This is a genomic window from Nocardiopsis sp. KDC1DS13DA1 (assembly GCF_055632325.1).
Window position 1 is genome coordinate 24,737 of sequence record NZ_JBVMUY010000067.1, and the last position, 16,996, is coordinate 41,732.

At 71.0% G+C, this 16,996-nt stretch carries 17 protein-coding genes; 5 read left to right on the plus strand and 12 right to left on the minus strand.

Annotated elements, in window-relative coordinates:
• Positions 1–110: 110 nt before the first annotated feature.
• From ACTVAJ_RS29440 to ACTVAJ_RS29480, 9 genes are all read right to left on the minus strand, one after another.
• Complete coding sequence (locus tag ACTVAJ_RS29440) at positions 111–665, minus strand: helicase associated domain-containing protein (protein ID WP_470391568.1); 555 nt, start codon at positions 663–665, stop codon at positions 111–113.
• Positions 662–967: a hypothetical protein gene (locus ACTVAJ_RS29445; protein WP_470391569.1), complete on the minus strand. Its 306-nt coding sequence runs from the start codon at positions 965–967 to the stop codon at positions 662–664. The genes ACTVAJ_RS29440 and ACTVAJ_RS29445 overlap by 4 nt, the downstream gene beginning before the upstream one ends.
• A gap of 328 nt (positions 968–1,295) precedes the next feature.
• Entirely contained in the window at positions 1,296–1,601 is a 306-nt protein-coding gene (locus tag ACTVAJ_RS29450; protein ID WP_470391570.1) for a WhiB family transcriptional regulator, read from the minus strand.
• Between the two features lie 194 nt (positions 1,602–1,795).
• The gene (locus ACTVAJ_RS29455; RefSeq protein WP_470391571.1) at positions 1,796–3,787 is read right to left on the minus strand and encodes a hypothetical protein; all 1,992 of its coding nucleotides are present in this window, start codon (positions 3,785–3,787) and stop codon (positions 1,796–1,798) included.
• 10 nt (positions 3,788–3,797) lie between these two features.
• Entirely contained in the window at positions 3,798–6,710 is a 2,913-nt protein-coding gene (locus tag ACTVAJ_RS29460; protein WP_470391572.1) for a beta-ketoacyl synthase N-terminal-like domain-containing protein, read from the minus strand.
• Entirely contained in the window at positions 6,707–7,393 is a 687-nt protein-coding gene (locus ACTVAJ_RS29465) for a class I SAM-dependent methyltransferase (RefSeq protein ID WP_470391573.1), read from the minus strand. The genes ACTVAJ_RS29460 and ACTVAJ_RS29465 overlap by 4 nt, the downstream gene beginning before the upstream one ends.
• Before the next feature lie 57 nt (positions 7,394–7,450).
• On the minus strand, positions 7,451–8,725 hold the full coding sequence (locus tag ACTVAJ_RS29470) for a hypothetical protein (protein ID WP_470391574.1): 1,275 nt from the start codon (positions 8,723–8,725) through the stop codon (positions 7,451–7,453).
• Positions 8,722–9,591, minus strand: a complete 870-nt coding sequence (locus ACTVAJ_RS29475; protein WP_470391575.1) for a DUF742 domain-containing protein — start codon at positions 9,589–9,591, stop codon at positions 8,722–8,724. Before ACTVAJ_RS29475 ends, ACTVAJ_RS29470 begins: the two co-directional genes overlap by 4 nt.
• Entirely contained in the window at positions 9,588–10,037 is a 450-nt protein-coding gene (locus tag ACTVAJ_RS29480; RefSeq protein ID WP_470391576.1) for a roadblock/LC7 domain-containing protein, read from the minus strand. Before ACTVAJ_RS29480 ends, ACTVAJ_RS29475 begins: the two co-directional genes overlap by 4 nt.
• Positions 10,038–10,281: 244 nt before the next feature.
• Here ACTVAJ_RS29480 and ACTVAJ_RS29485 point away from each other — a divergent pair, with 244 nt between their 5' ends.
• The 3 genes from ACTVAJ_RS29485 to ACTVAJ_RS29495 all read left to right on the plus strand — a co-directional run bounded on the left by ACTVAJ_RS29485 (position 10,282) and on the right by ACTVAJ_RS29495 (position 13,570).
• Complete coding sequence (locus ACTVAJ_RS29485; RefSeq protein WP_470391577.1) at positions 10,282–11,259, plus strand: helix-turn-helix domain-containing protein; 978 nt, start codon at positions 10,282–10,284, stop codon at positions 11,257–11,259.
• A complete protein-coding gene (locus tag ACTVAJ_RS29490) occupies positions 11,256–11,933 on the plus strand; it encodes an HAD family hydrolase (RefSeq protein ID WP_470391578.1) in 678 nt (225 codons plus the stop codon). The genes ACTVAJ_RS29485 and ACTVAJ_RS29490 overlap by 4 nt, the downstream gene beginning before the upstream one ends.
• Positions 11,934–12,085: 152 nt before the next feature.
• Positions 12,086–13,570, plus strand: a complete 1,485-nt coding sequence (locus ACTVAJ_RS29495; RefSeq protein ID WP_470391579.1) for a helix-turn-helix domain-containing protein — start codon at positions 12,086–12,088, stop codon at positions 13,568–13,570.
• A 2-nt stretch (positions 13,571–13,572) separates the two neighbouring features.
• On the opposite strand, the gene ACTVAJ_RS29500 is transcribed toward ACTVAJ_RS29495, so the two are convergent.
• The 3 genes from ACTVAJ_RS29500 to ACTVAJ_RS29510 form a co-directional block, all read right to left on the minus strand.
• A complete protein-coding gene (locus tag ACTVAJ_RS29500; RefSeq protein WP_470391580.1) occupies positions 13,573–14,442 on the minus strand; it encodes a phosphotransferase enzyme family protein in 870 nt (289 codons plus the stop codon).
• 402 nt (positions 14,443–14,844) lie between these two features.
• Positions 14,845–15,039, minus strand: coding sequence for a DUF397 domain-containing protein (locus tag ACTVAJ_RS29505; RefSeq protein ID WP_470391581.1), 195 nt, complete (start codon positions 15,037–15,039; stop codon positions 14,845–14,847).
• Complete coding sequence (locus ACTVAJ_RS29510; RefSeq protein ID WP_470391582.1) at positions 15,036–15,860, minus strand: helix-turn-helix domain-containing protein; 825 nt, start codon at positions 15,858–15,860, stop codon at positions 15,036–15,038. The genes ACTVAJ_RS29505 and ACTVAJ_RS29510 overlap by 4 nt, the downstream gene beginning before the upstream one ends.
• 167 nt (positions 15,861–16,027) lie before the next feature.
• On the opposite strand from ACTVAJ_RS29510, the gene ACTVAJ_RS29515 reads away from it, so the two are divergent.
• Entirely contained in the window at positions 16,028–16,507 is a 480-nt protein-coding gene (locus tag ACTVAJ_RS29515) for an ATP-binding protein (protein ID WP_470391583.1), read from the plus strand.
• Positions 16,504–16,836 (plus strand): hypothetical protein, encoded by a 333-nt coding sequence (locus tag ACTVAJ_RS29520; RefSeq protein WP_470391584.1) that lies wholly within the window; start codon positions 16,504–16,506, stop codon positions 16,834–16,836. Before ACTVAJ_RS29515 ends, ACTVAJ_RS29520 begins: the two co-directional genes overlap by 4 nt.
• Positions 16,837–16,996: the final 160 nt, after the last annotated feature.

Sequence of the window (16,996 nt, forward strand, 5' to 3'; positions counted from 1 at the left end):
GGGGTAGCGGGGCGCCCCCAGGTGCGGCCAGTGCCGGTACAGGTAGGCCGTGCACGGAGGTGCGCAGGGCACGGACTCAGGGACACCCCACACGTCCCGAACCGGCCAGGTCACAGGTTGAGGAGGGTGCGGGCGGTGGTGACCTGGGCCGCGAGCTCTTTGGCGGTGGCCCCGCGCACGAGCACCTCACCGGGGAACTGCGCCCACAGCCGCTCCCGACGGGTGTCGGCGGTGGGCGAGATGCCGACCACCCAGGTGTCGGGCAGGTCGCGCTCCAGCTCCTCCAGGGACTGCAACACCTTGACCATGTCCACGGGGGCGGTGCGCTCCTGGGAATCCCAGGGGCAGCGGTACCGCCACCCCTCAGGTGAGGGGTGGATGTTCCAGGAGCCGGGTCTTGTGGTGGGGGCGGTGGGCACGGGGTCTCCAGGGGTGTTGGTCTGATCGGTAGGCGGGGTCGTGGGGGTCAGGACGTCGGGGCCGATGGCGCCCAGGGTGCGCGCCCAGGACTGGCTCATGTGCCCGCACCGGAAGTTGCTGCGCTGGCGGGCCAGCCACTGGATGAGGTCCGCATCGCCCTGGGCGAAGACCTGCTCGATCCCGCCCTGGGCGTACAAATGTCGGAACCAGGCCAGGTTGTAGGCGCTGGTGGGGGTCGGGCTCATCGCGGCCTCCCGCGGGCCAGCCCCGCGCGTTGGTCGTGCCGGTCCTGGTCGATGCGGTGGGAGGCGGCTTCCATGAGGGCTTTCTCGTCACCGACCGCGCAGACCGGTTCGACGTTGTGGGGGCTGTGCCCCACGGGGCCCAGCCGCCAGTGGCCGTCGATGGCGTGGGCCTGGACCGAGATCCCGAACCGGGACAGCACGAGCTGACCACGGGTGGCACTGACGCGGAGCCCGTGACGGGCCGCCAGGTTCCACAGCGTGACACCGCTGGGTCGGCGGCGGGGGTGGTTGAACCCCGGCATCAGAGCTCACCCCCACCACGTGGGAGGGCGTGGTCCCAACCGGTGCCGCGCGGCCGGCGGGCGCGCCAGTTCGCTTTCGACGCGGGCGATGTGCGCGCGGACGTCCTGGGGTGTGCGTAGCCCGGCCGGGTCGACGGCCTCCTCACCCAGGTAGAAGGCCCAGAACCGGCGTGAATGCGGCCCCCAGAGCACCCACCACCGGGGGTGGTGGTCTGCTTGCAGGGCAGCGGCCGTGGCGTACTGGTCGGCGTCATGGGCCCGGCTCCACGGCCGGGTCTGCGACGGGGGAGGGGTGGTGGTGCGGTAGGGCGGCGGAACGACTCCCCGCTCATGCGCGGCTCCTCTCACCGGGGGCACGCAGGCCCGGGTTGTCCTGACAGGCCTGGGTCAGCACGTCGCGCCAGCTGGACACGTCGGGGTGGTTGCGCAGCAGGGCGCGCCGCTGGCGTTCGGTCATGCCGCCCCAGACCCCGAACTGGATGCGCTCGTCCAACGCCTCGGCCAAGCACTCCGCCCACTGGGGGCAGGGACGGCACCGTGCCGCGGCCTGGTGCTGAGCGACGCCCGCGACGTAGAACGCCTCCGGTTCCTCCTCGCACGGCAGCGGCGGAACAGGCGTCGGGGGTAGGGGCATGGCCGATCTCCTCTCCGGGGTGTGGGGGCCTGCTCCGCCCCGGACACACGGGGAGAGGGGGCGGGGCGGAGCAGGGGTCAGCGGGTCGTCGTGGCGTGCGTCGAACGGGTGGGGTGGTGTCCCCGCCCCAGGGCATTGGACGGGGCGGGGACACCAGGGCGCCGCAGTGGACGGTCGGCGCCCGGTCGGGTGGCTCATCGGATGGCCTCCACCGGGGTGAGCAGAGCGGTCAGCTGTTCGGCGCAGCGGGCCAGTGACTGGTCGGGGTGCAGGTCGGCGGTGGTCAGGTGCGCCCACGCCGGGACCTGCCTGAGGTGGCCGACCACGCGGATCAGCTGTCGGTCGGTCAGCTCCAGCTCGCCCCAGGTCACCGCCAAGCCGACGCCGACTTCCAGGTGGGTGATGCGCCGCAGGAGACGGAGCAGGAACGCGGCGGTCTGGTTGCGCGTGGCGGTGAGCGCCTCGCCCCCGCCCGCGGTCTCCGCCACGTCAGTCGGGCGTGCCAGGTCCGTATCGGCCGGTACCGCAGCGGGGGCGGGAGTGGGGGCGTGGAGGTGGCCCAGGGCGTACAGCTCGCCGAGGGTGTGGGCCACACTCACCGGGTCGCAGGTGACGATGCTGGCGTGCCGGGCGATCCCGGCATCGACCAGGTGGCGGGCCAGCATGGGGTAGGGGCCCACCTCCACGACCACCGCCCGGTCGTCGACCACCGGATCCCGGGGCTCGTCCAGGGGAGTGTCACCGAGCGCGCGGGCGGCCTGGTCCAGGGACAGGTCCCCCAGGGCGTAAGCGGCGCTGGCGCGTCCGACCCCGTAGCCGAGGGTGTGGTCGGGCCGGACTCCGTGCCAGGCGAGCAGGTCACTCAACGCCACCTGGTGCGCGAAGGTCGCTTGGCGGGCGTCTTCCCCTGTCAGGGGGGTGCCTGGTTGCCAGATGCCGGGGGTGACGCCCAGCGCCGCCAGGGCCTGGCGGGCACGGGCCAGGCCGCGGGCGTAGGCGTCCAGGCGCATCAGGGCCGTGGAGGGGGCCAACACGGTGTGGGGGGCGTTGGCGAAGGCGAACACCACAGGGGCGGGGATAGCGGGTATCACGTGGGGTTCGATCACGTCAGCGTTGGGGGCATCGTCTTGGACAGAGCGCAGGGCCTGGATGAGACCGCCGAGGTCGCGGGCGGCCACCGCCGCCCGCACCCGGTGATGTGCGGTGTGCTTAGCGGCGTTGGCGACAGCGCTCACATTGCCCAGGGCGGGGGCGCGGTCGGCCCAGTCCCGTGCGGTCGCGACCAGGTCGGATCGGGTGGGGGCCGAGATGAGTACGACCTCGGGCCAGGGCTCTGGCGCGGCGGCCGGGCACAGCAGGGCGGGAGGTGCGGTCAGCAGCACCAGGCCGGTGCTCTCACGCGTGCTCTCGTGGACCGCGGCCACCGCGGCGGGGCTGTCGGTGACCGGGTGGGTGTGGTGGAGCATCAGGGCGCTGGCCATCACCGCGGCCAGGCCGCTGGTGGGTTCGCGTGCGCCGAGGTGGTCCAGGGTGTGCACCGGCGCCCCGATCCCGCCCAGGTCGTCGCGGCCGGTGCCTGTTGAGTGGAGGTGGACCAGGTCGGCCCGGCCCCGGCCCGCGCGGGCCAAGGCCAGGTCGAGCAGACCCTGGACCGCGGTGTCGGGTAGGCGGACGGGCCGGGTCAGGAGGGAGCGAAGGAGCGCCCAGGCGCGGTACCGGTGGGTGCGGGCGGCGGCGGCCGACGTCACCACCACCGCGGCCGCACCCCCGGCCGGGTGGTGGGCGATGACCAGCCCGGTGTGGGCCTCACCGTGGCGCACCTGATGGTGTGCGCGGTGCAGCGCACCCAACGCGTCGGCGTGCACGGACGCGGTACCACGGGGTTGGTACAGGCGGGCGGCGACCCGGTGGGCCACCGGGTCCGCGCAGGAGGCGGGGCCGGCCAGCGTCACACTCACGCGCACCCCACCCAGCGTGAGCGGATCCACGCCGGCGTCGTCCAGGGCTGCGTCGACCACGCCCAGCACATCCGCGGGCGCACCGTCGCCCCCGTGCGGGGCGAACGCGGCGTCGGTGAGGTGCCGCCACAGCCCGCCCAGAGTGGTGGTCCCCCCGGGGAGGTGGCAGCTCATACCGATGATCGCCACGTCGTCCAGGACGTGTGTGCGCTGGTGCCAGGTGGTCATCGTCTTGTCCTCAGGTGGTGGACACCGGCTCGCAAGAGCGGTTCCAGTACTGGGTGGTCGCCTCGATCAGGTCCGCCGGGGTTTGGGCGCCCAGGGTGGTCACGGCCGGCATCCCGGCCAGGTCGGGCAGGCGGCGCAGCAGCTGGTGGTGCAGGTGCGCCAGGGCCAGGGACTTCAGCCCCAGCGCGGCCAGGTCGCGGTGGACCTCCACTCCGGCCGGGCCGCTGTCGGTGGGTGCCATCTGTGCCACCAGCGCACGCACGTGCTCGCCGATGAGGGCGCGGGCCTGCTCGGGTGAGCAGTGCGCCAGCACAGCGGTGGCGGGTGCGGGGCTTGTGGTGGGGGTGGTGTGGGTCCAGGCCCGCACCGGCAACTCCACCGCCGCGCTGCGCCCGATCGGCCAGGCGGGATCGGCCCCGAACGTGTACAGACCCGCCAGGGCGGCCAGGGCGTCGGCGCGCTCGGCGTCCCCGGTGAGCCCCAGCGACACCAGCGGCGGGTCGACCTCGTAACGCCCGTGGGCGCCGCTCAGGGTGTGGGCGAGCGCGGCGGCCAGCACGGAGCGGGCGCCGACCTCCACCACCACGATCGGCTGGTCGGCTTCGGCCAGGGAGCGCATCACCCGGTGCAGGCGCACCGTGGCGCGCAACTGCCGCCCCCAGTAGTCGGGGGCCAGGTCCGTTCCGGGCACCCGGTCGCCGGTCACGGTGGACCACAGCGCCACCGACCCCGGCCTGACCCTCAACCCGTCCAGCCGTGCGGGCAGACTCTGGGCGGCCTGGCCCATCAGGGGGCTGTGCGCGGGCGGCGCACCGTCCACCCGCCGACACCACACCCGGTCAGCGCCCAGCCGGGCGGCGATCGCCTCCAGGTCGGCGTGGGGCCCGGACAGCACGGTGGAGGTGGTGGCGTTGATCGCGGCGATCCCCACCCGGGGGTGATCGACGGTGACGGCCTGGGCCTGGTCGGTGCGCAACGCTGTGGCCAGCAACCCCCCAGAAGGGGCAGTGCCGGCGAGCAGGCGGCTGCGCTCCACCACCACCCGGGCGGCGTCGTCGATGTCCAACGCGCCCGCGGCGGTCGCGGCGGCGACCTCCCCCAACGAGTGGCCGACCACCACGTCGGGGGTGATGCCCCATGAGGCCAGCAGGGCGGTGGCGGCGACCTGCCACGCCCACTGGGCGGGCTGGACCACATCCAACCCCCCACCAGCGGCGTTGAGGGGGTGGTGTTGGTGGGCGGCCAGCGCCTGGTGGGTGCGCGCCAGCGCGGCGGCGAACACCGGCTCCGTCTCGGCCAGATCCCCACTCTCACGGGGGTGGGCGCCGTGCCCCGGGTAGACGAGCACCACCCGGGGGCGGCCCGGGGCGGGCACGCGCGGCCCCACCAGCGCCAGGTCCGTGCGGTGCTCGCTGGCGGCCTCCAACGCCTGGGCGGCCTGGGCCGGGGTGGTGGCCACGACGGCGGCGCGGGCCCCGCGGTGGTGGTCACGCCGGTGCGCGGCAGTGGCCGACACCAACGCCAGATCCTGCTCCTCGACGGCGCTCGCCCACCGGGCGGCGGTGGCCCGCAGCGCCTGGGGGCTGGACGCAGACACCGGCACCAGGTGCTCAGCGACGCCCTCATCGTCGGACGCGCCGTCGGCGGCTGCGGAGGGTGGGGCTTGGAGGACGACGTGGGCGTTGGTGCCGCCGAACCCGAACGCCTGCACCGCCGCCACGGGCGGGCGTCCGGTGCGGGGCCAGGGGCGGGCCTGGGTGGGCACCTGCAACCCCAACCGGGCCAGGATCGGCAAAGGATCTTGGTGGTGCAGGGTCGGCGGCACCACCCGGTGCTCCAGAGCCAGGACCGTTTTGATCAGGGCGATGATCCCGGCCGCGCCCTCCAGATGCCCCAGGTTGGACTTGACCGACCCCACCAGCAGCGGAGTGTCCGCTGCCCGGCCGCGGGCCAGGAACCGGCCCGCGGCGCGCGACTCCGCGGCGTCCCCCGCGCGGGTCCCGGTGCCGTGCGCCTCCAGGTAGTCCACCCCGGACGGATCCACCGGGGTACGGGCGTAGGTCCACTCCAGCAGGGCGCGCTGGCCCTCCACCGAGGGTGCGCCGATGGGGGTGCCGTACCCGTCCGAGCCGGTCTGGCTGCCCACCAGCAGGGCCCGCACCGGCACACCCGCCGCGTCGGCGTCCTCGGCGCGCTGCAACACCACGACGCCGCCGCCCTCGCCGCGCACGAACCCATCGGCGTTGGTGTCGAACGGGCGGGTGCGTCCCCGCTCGGACAGGACCCGGGACGCACGGAACATGCGGGTGTGGGTGTCCAGGGCCAGCAGGTTGGTGCCGCCGACGACGGCGAGGTCGACCTCGCCGCCCACCAGAGCCTGGCGGGCACGGTGCACCGCCACCAGGGACGCTGAGCAGGCGGTGTCGATCGTCTCCGAGGGACCCCGCCAGTCCATCAGCCGGTGGCGGGAGACGCGGTTGGCGAGCATGCTCGGGATGGCGCCCGCGGTGTCGACCATCGTGCCGCCCTGCCCCGGCCCCAACCGCAGCAGCGCCTGGTCCAGGCAGGACGAGCCGACCCACACCCCGACCCGGCGCCCCCGCCAGTCCGCCAGGGCGATGCCGGCGTTCTGGAAGGCTTCGTCGACCAGCTCCAGCAGCATCCGCTGCTGGGGATCCATCGCCTCAACCTCGGTGGGCGAGACACCGAAGTGGGCGGTGTCCAAGCGCTGGTCGGCCGCGTCCAGGAGGGCGGCGGGCAGGATGTCGGCGCGGGGGTGGTCCAGGGAGTGGTCGGTGACCAGATCCCGCCCCTGGAGGAGCGCGTGCCAGAACTCGGTGGGGGTGGTGATGTTGCCGGGCAGGCGGCAGGACATTCCCACCACCGCCACCGCCACCGGGACCGGGCTCGTGTTCGAGGTCATCGCTTCACCGCCGTCCACACACCCGTACAGCCCTGCACGCTGATATCCGCGTCGGAAAAGTGGGTCCGCAGCTCACGCTCGAGCCCGGTGGCGGTGTCGCCTCGGTTGTCGAACCAGCCCTTGGCGATGTAGGCGGCCATGAGCCGCCGGGCGAATCCGTTGACCCGCACCCCCGGCCCCGAGGCGAGGATGGTGGCGCCGAAGAACACCCCACCAGGGCGCAGAACCCGGTGGGCCTCGGCGAACAGGGACGCCTTCTCGGCGAGGCCGGTGCCGGGCAGGCAGTGCATGACCATGACGCAGTCGATGCTGTCCACGCTGGCATCGGGCAGGTCCCGCCACCGCTCCAGCACGTCCTGGAAGTGGATCTGCGGGGTGAGCGCGCGGCGGCGCGCGGCCCGCTCCCCCATGCTCAGGCAGTTTTCGGCGAAGTCCATCAGGTGCAGCACCCGCACGCCGGGGCTGAGGTGGCGCAGAAAGCGGCCGTTGCCGGGGCCGATGGTCAGGTGGACCTGGCCGGGCCATGTGCGGTAGGAGCGCCGCAACCACGCGTTGGAGACGCCCCAGGCCAGCGGGTGGCAGATCCCGTGTACCCAGACCGGGTACACGGTGCTCATGATCAGCCGGGTGTAGATGCCCGGAGCCGGGGCGGGAGGGGTGTTGGTCGGGGGGTGTTCAGGCATGGGGGTACCTCACTTCGGCGGTGGCCGGTCGAGTGCGGGGTCAGGGGTGGGTGTGGTTCAGGTGGGCAGGAGCCATTCCTGGAAGGTCGCCGGGTTGTCCCATCCGGTGGCGATACGGTCCGCGATGGCGGGCTCGGTCGCGGCGCGGGCGAACTGGGCGGCCACGGCCGGGTCGAGGCTGCCGCCCCAGAAGTCGTTGACCAGCTCGCCGAACACGCCCGTGTGCTGGCCATGGGTGTGCCAGAACTGGTCATGCGTGGTCTGGAGGAAGTGTGTGTCGGCGAGGCGCCGCTGCTGGTGCAGGCACTGTCGGATCTGATCGACGATGGTGGCGGCGACCAGCGTGGAGGCGTGGGCGCCCTGGGCGGAGGTCGGATCCACGGTCAGGACGGCGTCACCGATCCCCACCACGGGGGTGCCCTTGATGGTGGTGACGGCCTGACGCACCGCGGGTAGGACCGGGCGCAGTAGTTCGGACCGCGGCACCCGTGCGGTGGTGGCGCACCAGGCGGCGATGTCGGGCGCGAACCGGGCCAGCGCCCGCTCGGCCGGGGAGGGGCCGCTCTCGTCGCCCTCCCAGAGCACGCGGGCGTGGTCGCGGCCCGAGATCATCAACCGCGGGTCCAACGGTCCGCCGGGGCGGGCGAAGATCTGCACACACGTGGCCGGGTACACCCCGGGGTTGGTGGGGGAGCCGTTGGCGGTCAGGACCGGGTAGGCGAACACCTCACCGAAGGGGGTGGTGACCACCCGCACGTCCGCGCCCTCAGGCAGGGAGCCCTCGAAGTGGGCCTGGATCACGATGCGGCGTGCGGCGCCGGTCGAGCGGGTGGGGTTGTGGGCGAACAGGGGGGCGAGCTTGTCGTCGCGGTCGCCGGTGGCGACGATGAACAGGTCGTACATCCCGCTGGTGGCGAACCACGCGAGTTCGTTGGGCGTCACCGTCTGGATGCGGGGTCGGCCGCCCTTGTTCTCGACCGCCTGCAGCCAGGCCGCGGTCTTGGCACGGTGGTCTATCGCCGTGCCGTAGCGGGTCAACCCGTTCGGGCCGCGCAGGTGCGCGGTGAACGAGCTCGGTGGCGCCTGCCCGGAGGCCATGGTGAGTTCGATGGAGGAGAACACCGGGGCTTCGGTGGGCCAAAAGTCCAGCCCCGCCCGGCGTTCGATGGCGCCCACGCTGGGGAAGGTCAGCTGGGTCAGGCGCGCGGCGTCCCCCATCAGCTCCTCGGTGGTGTGGGGGGTGAACACGTCCACGTCCACGCCCAGCTCCAGCAGGCCGGTGGCCGTGGCCAGCCCGGCCTGCCCGGACCCGGCGATCCCGATGCGCGTCATCGGCCCTCCTCCTGCTTGAGCACCCACGTGCACAGATCAGCGATCGCGGTGGTCACGGACATCGCCTCGCGGGCGTCCACCATCACCACTGGGGTCTGGGCCGCCAGGTGCAAGGTGGAGCGCACCTCATCGGCGGTGGGATCGGCGCTCTCGTCGACCAGATTCACCGCGACCAGGTACGGCACCTGCCCGTGGGAGTGGAGCATCCACGCGGTGTCCTGGGCCTGGGCCAGGTGGTCGGAGCGCACCAGGACGATCACGCCGTCGGCGTCGCGCATGACGTCGGGCCACTGCGCCTGCAGATGGTCGGTGCCGTGCACACCGAGCACGGCCAGGTACAGGTCGACGTCGATCGTGCCCAGGGTGCATTCCAGGGTGCGGCCGGGCCCCTCAGGGGTGGGGGCCGCGTCGATCGGGTCGGTGGCGCCCATGTGCGACAGGAACGTGGTGACCCCGTGTCCCTGTTCGCCGATCACCACGACCTTGACGGTGTCGGCGTGCACGGGCGGGTGATCACGTAGGTGGGACAGGAGCCGCTCGACGTGGGCGCGCCCTCGGGCCGTGGTCCGGTGGTGCTTGGGGTGGTGCAGCACCAGGTGGCCGTCCCGGATCAGGTCGCTGACCGCGACACTGGCCAGGGCGGGAGAGGTGCCCAGCTGGCTGGCGATCTCACCGACGAAGACGCGGCGCCCGGTGCGGTGGCACAGGTCGAAGACCCGCTCGTGCAAGACGGAGGTGCCGACGGGGCGGGGGCTGCCGGGCCGGGCGGCGATCAGGCTGTGCACCATGACGCACGTGCTGGGGTGCGTGCTGGTCTGGACGGGGGTGCTGGCGCGGGGCGTCGAGGTCAGGGGTGTGGTGCTCATGCGACCGCCGCCTGCAGGGGAGCCCCGATCCGTCGGGACACCTCACGGGGGAGCAACGGACGCAGCCGGGCAGCGGCCTGGGCGCTGGCGTGCGCGATCTGGGCCAGGGGGGCCGCTCCTTGGGCCAGGACCCCGATGTCGGTGGCCTCGGTGACCGGCTGGACCAGCACCGCGTGCTGAGCCGACACCCGCACCAGTGTGCTGTCGACACCGCCGCGGTCCAACACGGTGTCGGCCCGCCGCGCCAGGGCCACCAGCTGGTTGAGCAGAGCGGCCCACCGCTCGGCCTCCTGCAAGGACAGGGGCGGAGCGAAGACGCGCAGCAGACCGTCATGGGAGAACACCACGATGCCGGTGATGTCGTCGAAACGGTGGGCGAGGTCGACCACGATCCGCGTCACGTCGTTCGCGTGTGGCACCCCACCCAGGTGTGGAGAGGAGGACATGGCCCCTACTGTCACGACCGCGTTTGCATAAGTCCATGCACCCCGGACTATTCTTTATGCACGCGTGCATATACCGTCGTGGATATCGCGCATGCCCGACGCATATCCCGCCCCCAGTCCGAAGAAAGCAGTGAAGATAACGGCCATGACCTGCAGAAACTGTGGACGTTACCGTTCTGGGGAATCTCCCACCTGCTCCTGCATCCCACCAGGGTTTTGGGAGGATTCGGAGGTGGTGTCCGCGTTGTCTGGCTATGACGCGGCCGAAGTGATTCGTCTGCTGCGGCGCCGCGCGCGCGGCCTGGACCAGATGAGTGTGGCGTCCATGGTCGGCCTGTCGCAGAGCACCGTCAGCCGTATCGAATCCGGACGTGCCCTGGGCCTGGAGCGCTCCCTGAAGGTGTTCCAGGAGCTGAACGCACCGATGTCACCCATGGGGCACGGTCAGGAACCGCCCCCCGCGGCCCCCGGGGCAGAGGGCGGCGCGGTGACGCGTTCACACGCGGCCTTGGCCCCGCAGGCCGAGGTTGAAGCCCCACCGGCCCGCCAGGACGCGTTGCCCCACGCCTCGATGCAGCGGAGTGCCTCATCCCAGATCGGGCAGGAGTTCTTCTCCCGCCCCGTGGGGTTGCGCCCCCACATCGAGAGGGCGTTCGCGGCCGAGGAAGTCACCATCGACTTCGCCGGGTTCAGCAGCGAGACCCTGCACGCAGCGCTCGGGGAACCCCTCGACCGGGTTCGCGAGCGCCGCATGGCACCACGCAGCATCCGCATCCGTATCCTGGTGCCGGACCTGACCCAGCCGCGTGGGCTCCCAGCCCGTACCGACACCGGCCAGGACGACCCCCACGCCCGGGAGAGGATGCGCCGCATCATGCTCCGCTACACCCAGGGCATCGAGGACGTCGTCCACGAACTCCAACACAGGGGGCTGGTCCCCACCGCCACGGTGCACACCCGCGTGTACCCGATCGCCCCCATGTTCAAGATCTATCTCATCAACGCGGCCGAGGCGTTCTTCGGGTTCTACCCCGTGAAGGCGAACCTGGTGCCGCTCGCCGGCCAGACCGTGGAGATCCACGACCTCATGGGGCGCGACAGCCTGCTCTTCCACCACACGGCCGACGACAACCCCCAGTCCGTGGGGTCGCAGTACGTCGCCCAAGCTCAGGCCTGGTTCGACAGCGTCTGGACCTCGATCGCCCAGGAGCGTACAGAGTGAGCCAACCCCAACTCCTCGCCCGGGCCCGGGCGATTCTGCTGGACTTCGACGGGCCCGTGTGCAGCGCCTTCGCTGGCTACCCCGCCCCGACGGTCGCCGCGGACATGCTCACCCACGCCTCCCGGTCCGGGGCCAGCATCCCCGAGGAGCTCACCCAGCAGACCGACCCCATGCAAGTCCTGAGGCAGCTGTACCGGATCGCGCCGGACCTCCACGCGCAGATGGAGGAGTTCCTGACCCGGGCGGAGGTCACCTCGGTCGGCCAGGCCGAACCGGAAACAGGAGTCGTGGCCCTGTTGGAGTCGTGCCGTCGGACGCACCGACCCGTGGTCGTGGTGAGCAACAATTCAGCCGAAGCGGTGGCCGACTTCCTCACCCGGCACCGGTTGGATCACCTCGTGGTGGGGATCCACGGCCGAGACAAAACCTCACCCCGCCTGATGAAACCACACCCCCATCTGCTGGAGCTGGCCCTGAGGGACATCAACACCAAGGCCCGGCACTGTCTGATGGTCGGGGACTCGACCACCGACATCGAAGCCGCGCACGCGGTAGGAGCGATGGCGGCCGGGTACGCCAACAAACCAGGAAAGACCGCGCGTTTCCTACCGCTGGGCAGCGACCTGATCATCCACAGCATGGACGAACTGGCCACCGCCCTCGCCGTCGCCTGAACTGCACCCACCTACCTCAGGCAGGTCCTACATCTGACCGCGCACAACTGCCCAGGATGGCCTCAGGGAACGACGTCGCCTATTCTCCCGTGTATTTCCCAGAGTCCTGCCACAATCGGAGAAGCGCCCTGTTCGCATGGGTTGGGGAGGACATGATCGAAACCTCAGAGCCGGTGTCCTGTGTGGTGTGTGGCCGTATGCGCGAGGCTTCCCCCGATGCCTGCGCGTGCATTCCCGCATGGGTGTGGCGAATGCCAGAGATGCAAGACGCCGTCAGAACACTCGACGCCGTCAAGATCATCCGGCTCCTGCGTGGCAGCGTCCACTCCCTCACCCAGGAGAGCATCGGCCGCATGACCGGGCTGTCGCAAAGCACCATCAGTCGGATCGAGTCGGGACGCCTGACTCCTGAGGAGACCCGAGTCCGCCGTCTTCTTACCGACCTGGGAGCCCCGCACACCCCGGACACGGAACCCACTCCGCAGCCCCGCTCAACCCCGCCATCCACCCCCGCCGCCGTGCCAGCAGCCGAGCCAGAACTGTTCATCGAGTCCCAAAACGACGCCGTTCGTATAGCCCAACGCCTATGGGCAGCTGATCTGGCCGCCGCCACCCCGGACTGCTGGCTGGTCACCTCCGAAACCCAGCTGAGCACCCCGCTCCTGCGCTGGCTCCTGGCACCCCCGGCCATCATCGAAGCCGCCCCCCACGGACAGATCAACGTCAGCGCGAACGACGTCCACGCCATCAACCGTGCCTGTGACTTGTTCGAGCAACTCGACCACGAGTTCGGCGGAGGCCACGCCCGCACCGCGGCCGTCCAATACTTGTCCAGCGAAGTCGCACCGCTCCTGCACGGCCGCTACACGCCACAGGTGGGTACGAGCCTGTTCAGCGCCAGCGCCCGGTTCTCCGCCAAGGTCGGTGCGATGGCCTACGACTCCGGCAACCACGCGCTGGGCAGACGCTACTTCCTCCTCGGGCTCAATCTCGCCCACCTGGCAGGAGACCGCCTCCTCGGAGCCAAAACGCTCGCGCTCCTGAGCCACCAAGCCAACTTCCTCGGTGAGTACCGATCAGCGCTGGACTTCGCACGTACCGCCAAGGTCGGCGCCCAAAGCCACGCCACACCCGCGATTCAGGCCATGCTCGCCGCGATGGAAGCCCGAGCCCTCGCCTCGCTCGGCGACGAGCGCGCCTGCACCGCTGCCCTGTCCGAGATGGAGCACACGTTCGAGCGCATCAACTCTGACAACGAACCCACCTGGATGGCCTACTTCGACGCCTCCGAACTCTCCGACGAGCTCGCGCACTGCTTCCACGACCTCGGCAAGAGCGCCCTGGCCATCGAGCACGCGCAACAATCGGTCCGCCTCGCCCCCACCACCTTCCGCCGCAGCCGTGCCTTCGCCGGCCTCATCCACGCCAACGCCCACCTTCTCGGCCCCCGGAGCGTCGCCGTAGACGAGGCATGCGCAACAGCCACACACGTGATCGAAGAAGCCGGACCGCTGCGCTCAGCACGCGTGAAGGAGTACCTCGCGCGCTTCCAGAAACGCCTACGCCCCTACGCCCAGGAACCGTCAGTGCGCGACATCCAGGACCGCGTCGCCAGCTTGCCCTCCGCAGCGCATTGACGTCAGGTCCCCGGCGTCCAGACGCGAGGACTATCGGGATCCCTCAGGGAAGCGATCCGTCGACGCGCTTCCGGAAGCAGACGTGGCTCGCGTCCGGTGCGCGCGCACAGCCACGCCGTCATTCGCAACTCCCGCACCGCGGCCAACGTGGAGAACCCCTCCCAGTCGCGCACGTCCCACCCGTAGGCACGGGTGAAGGCCGCGTAGTCGTCGGACGTGTACCAGCCCAAGCGTTCATAGACAGCGGCGACCACGAGGTCCCACTCGCGTGCCCCGCTGCTGAACCGCTCCAGATCCAACAGCACGGGCCTGCCGTCAGCATCCTGGACGATGTTCTTCCTGTGCGCATCACCGTGGACAGGCCCCCGGAGGAGTGCGAACTCGAGGTCTGTGTAGGCGCCGCGTAGCTGGTCCAGTCGGTTGTGGAGAAAAAACGCTTCGTGAGGTTCCAGGTGCGCCTGCCTGAGGTAGTCGTCGATCCCATCGAAAGGATCGAGGACTGGCAGTTCCACGTTGGGCGGTTCGCTCAACTGGTGAAGGTGGCGCAGGGCTTCCCCGATCACCCTGGTGTGTGCGGGGCGCGGATCAGGGATCTCCTCCCAGACCGAGACGATCCACCGCGCCTCACCCCACTCAGGCCGCAGGGGCTGGTCGATGTCGACTGGCCGTATGACGGGAACCTCGTGTTCCTGTAGCCAGCGGGCCAGGCGCAACTCTCTCACGGCCCGTTCATGGTGTGGGGCGGCGGTGATACGCAGGACCACCCGACGGCGGGGGAGCAGCACGGTCGCGTTCTCAGCGATAGGGCCCAACAGACGTGCCGCGGTGGCGTCCCACCGCAGGTGGTGTGCCGTCGTAGCGGCAATGCTCATGGCGGTCGGAGCAGTGAGGGCGGGCGGTGGAGACGATTCAGCCACACGGCCACTGTAGAGCCCCGTTTCCAGGGGCACAGCGGTTCTCTGGTTGTCGCAGGGAGCACAAGATCCTCTGATGTGGATTGGGCCAAGTCAACGCATCGTGTCCGGCAGTCACAGTCACCCCTTGGGGATCGGCGCGCACCTCAAACTCCTCCAACCCCGGTGAGCCCACCTTCTGCGACTGGCCCACCGCAGCCTCCACTGTTTCCCTGACTAGTGCGCCCCGGCCTCCTCCGGTGGTGCCGGATGTCGCGTACCGCCTGTAGACATGCGAGGAGGCCGGGCCCGTGCATCTGGTGGCCCGGCCCCAAGGGGTGAGAGGTCCACCCTGGACCAGTGACGCGCGGGTGCTGTGGGTTATGAGGAGGGGGCCGCGTGGAGGAAGGCCACCATCTCCTGCGCGGAGACCGACAGGCACAGGTCCTGACGGTGCTTGGTGTCGCGCAGGTAGGCATGGGGCCCGGTCTGAGCCACCTCCACGCACTCGCCGCCCTGAGAGGAGTAGGAGGACTTACGGAAAGCCTCATTGGGCGGGACGGGAATGCTGCTCATGCGTGTCCTTCTGATAGTGCTCGGATGAAATCCCGGCTGACCGCCGGTGAGAGAGCGATCCCCCGCAGGGCGGCGAACCGCCGCGCGGCCTGCGCGACCACGGCAGGGTCGGCCACGATCTGGCTGCCGGCCATCGTCTCGACATATAGCACGGACTCGGCGGGCGGCCCGTCCAGGTGCAGGAGCGTGCAGGCCCCGTGCTGCGCGGGATGCGCACCGGCTGCGAACGGTAGCACCTGCACCGTTATGAACGGATCGTCCGTCCGCTCCAGTACGTGGGCGTACTGCGCGCCCATCACCGCAGAGCCGCCGATCTGCCGCCGGAGGGCCCCCTCATCCACGACGAACTGCGCCGCCAACGGCCGGTCCCGCTGGACCCGTTGGCGTTCCATCCGCGTGCTGAGCCACTCATCCAGCACCGGCGCGGGTTGGGGCGGCACGGTCCCGGCCAGGTCCGCCCGCGCGTAGTCCTCGGTCTGGAGCAGCGCGGGCACGACCTGCGCGTGGAACTGGTCGAGCGCGGCCGCCTGGCGCTCCAGGGGCACGTACCCGGCCAGCAACCGGCTGCGCTCAGGGACCCCGCGCCGGGGGAACAGTCCCAGCAGTTCGCCGCGTGCTTCCAGGGCCTCATCCAGCTTCTCCGCCAGCTTCCGTGTGGGGGGTTGCCGGAGCCGTTCGACCTCGCCGACGGCTTGGCGGGAGTAGCCCGCGAGTTCGCCCAGCTCGGTCTGGCTCAGGCCAGCCTCAACGCGTCGCGACTTGAGTTCCTCGGCGAATCGGGACAGAGCGAGATCATCAACCACATTCTTCTGCCGTGCCATGCCATGAGTATGACAGGCATATGCCATGTCTAGGCCACGGCATGCCGGAATTGTGGCTGAGTAATCGCCTATTCGTAGCCGCACGCCGAGGTGCTGTGCATGGTGGAGCTACGGCACTCTATGGCATTCACCTGTCATCGGGTGCGATCCGACCACCAGGAGAGCCGATGTCCCACCGCACAGGACCGGCGCCGCTGTCAGGGCGGCCCCGCCGTCTGGCCACCTGTTCGCCCACCCACACCGGCATCGTCATCGGGTGCGAGCCCACCAACCTCGGCCCAGTACGACGATGGGCCACCCACGCGACCCGCGCCACCCCAAGCCTGTCCCAGGACGTGGCCCTGGCCGCGAGCGAGCTGACCACCAACGCGTTCAAGCACACCCGATCCGGTCAAACGGGCGGCCGCGTCGTCATCGAGCTGATCACCACACACGACCACTACCTGTTGCGGGTCACCGACGACGGCCCCCGCCCCGGGCAGGACACCGCGTACCCGCGCCTGTGCGACACTGCCCCCGGCGAGGAGCCCACAGGTTTGGGGCTGCGCTTGGTCGAGGCGCTCAGCACCAGGTGGGACTGGTCGCTCAACACCGACGGCACGGTGTCCGTGCAGGTCCGATTCACGTACAAGGGCGGACCCCGATGAGTCTGCCCGACCTGGTCCTGTGTCTGGCGGCCGCAGCCGTGCGGCCCGCCACCGCCAACCACGCCCACGACCCCGCACCACCCCCACACCCTTCGATCCCGTTGCAGGCGCGCCGTCGCCTCCACGACCCCCACGTCGACCTCATCGAGCACGACCACCACGGATGGGCGGCGTACGCACTGCCGAGCCCGACCGGCCGCACCGACTACGTCGCCACCCGCGCCGGTCTCACCGTGCGCGCCCCCTCCCCCGAGAAGCTGCGCCTCCGTATCCACGAGGCCGAGACCGAACCGCCCTCCGCCCTGGTGAGGCCCTACATCACCATGTGACCACCCGACCCGTGCCCGCCACGTCCCGGGCACGGACCGCCGCCCCATCTGCCAGGGGCGGCCCAGGCCCACCGGTGTGGTGTGGCCGGACCAGCGGCCCCTGAGCCCCCTCACTCGGGGGCCGCTACGTTGCACAACCCGACAAGGAGAAAAACGACGA